Source organism: Lactobacillus sp. ESL0701 (assembly GCF_029433445.1).
GTDB lineage: Bacteria > Bacillota > Bacilli > Lactobacillales > Lactobacillaceae > Lactobacillus.
In genome coordinates this window covers 1-1689 of the sequence record NZ_JAQTIC010000013.1, presented here as the reverse complement: position 1 = coordinate 1689, position 1689 = coordinate 1, and the positions used below count along the sequence as shown (strand labels likewise).

The 1689-nt window shown below is 38.3% G+C and carries 1 protein-coding gene and 1 pseudogene; both read left to right on the top strand.

The window, feature by feature from the left end:
- Positions 1-162: pseudogene (locus PT281_RS07770) on the top strand (citrate lyase subunit beta); the annotation flags it as partial.
- Positions 152-1689 (top strand): citrate lyase subunit alpha (citF, locus tag PT281_RS07765; protein WP_280926620.1); only part of this gene is annotated, 1538 nt, incomplete at its 3' end. The pseudogene PT281_RS07770 and the gene citF, both read left to right, overlap by 11 nt.

Genomic DNA, 1689 nt, shown 5'->3' with positions numbered 1-1689 from the left:
GTTCAGAATGCGATTAAAGAAGCTAAAGCCAAAGGTTCAGGTGTTATTTCAATGAACGGTAAAATGGTTGATAAACCAGTTGTTGCTAAGGCAAACCGTGTTATTGAAACTGCCAAAGCTTCAAACTTAATTGATGAGGAGGGTAATTACATTGGAGAATAAGGTTAACCGTAAATTACCAGATGAATTAATGTCAAAAATGAATTTAAAACCATTTGAATCAGCTACTATTGGTAATCCAGAAGTTCAAAGGGTTGCACCTAAAGTACGGGTTACTGCAGGCGAAGATAAAGTTGTTGACTCACTTGAAGATGTTATTAAGAATAATCTTAAAGATGGTATGACCATTTCTTTCCACCACCACTTCAGAAATGGTGACTTTGCTTTTAATAAAGTAATGGATAAGATTATTGAAATGGGTTATAAAGATTTAACTCTGGCACCATCTTCTCTTACTGGCGTAATGAATGATAAAGTAATTGAAGCTATTAAAAAGGGCGTTATTACTAATATTGTTTCTTCAGGAATGCGTGGTTCACTTGGGGACTTTATTTCTCATGGTGGTCTTAAAAATCCAGTTATTTTCCGTTCACATGGTAATCGTGCTCGAGCAATTGAAGAAGGCGACATTAAAATTGATGTTGCGTTTCTAGGTGTGCCAGTTTCAGATCCAGCCGGCAATGCCAATGGTCAAGACGGTGATGCTGTCTTTGGTTCACTTGGTTATGCATTGATTGATGCTCAATACGCTGATAAGGTTGTTCTGTTAACTGATAATATTGTTGATTATCCAAATACACCAGCTTCAATTAAACAAGACCAAGTTGACTATGTTGTTAAAGTAGATAAGATTGGTGATCCAGATAAGATTGGTTCAGGAGCAACCCGTTTTACCAAAGATCCAAAAGAATTAAAGATTGCCCAAATGGTTAATCAAGTAATTATTAACTCGCCATATTACAAGCAAGGCTTTTCATTCCAAACCGGTTCAGGTGGTGCTGCATTAGCTGTAACGCGTTATTTGCGCCAATCAATGCTCGACGATGGTATCACAGCTTCATTTGCTTTGGGTGGTATTACTAAACCAACAACTGACCTTCTTGAAGAGGGATTAGTCAAGAAAATCATGGATGTTCAAGATTTCGATAAAGGTGCAGCAGCTTCAATGGCCCAAAATAAAGACCAGCAAGAAATTGATGCTTCTTGGTACGCTGATCCACATAATAAGGGTGCAGTTGTCAATAATTTGGATGTTGCAATTTTATCAGCTCTTCAAATTGATACCGACTTCAATGTTAACGTAATGACTGGTTCAGATGGTGTTATTCGGGGTGCGATTGGTGGTCACCAAGATGCAGCCAATGCCAAAATGACAATTATCACCGCGCCGCTTGTTCGTGGACGTAATGCAACGGTAGTCCCATCTGTTGAAACAGTGGTTACACCAGGCGACTCCATTGATGTATTAGTAACTGAACGCGGAATTGCCATTAATCCTAAACGGCAAGATTTAATCGCTGCATTTAGTAAGGTTCCAGGCTTGCAAATTCTTGATATTAAAGATTTGCAAAAGATGGCTGAAGAACAAGTTGGTATACCAAAGCCACTTGAATATACTGATCGGACAGTTGCTTTAGTTGAATATCGTGATGGCTCAATCATTGATACTATCAAGCAAGTTAAAGACTA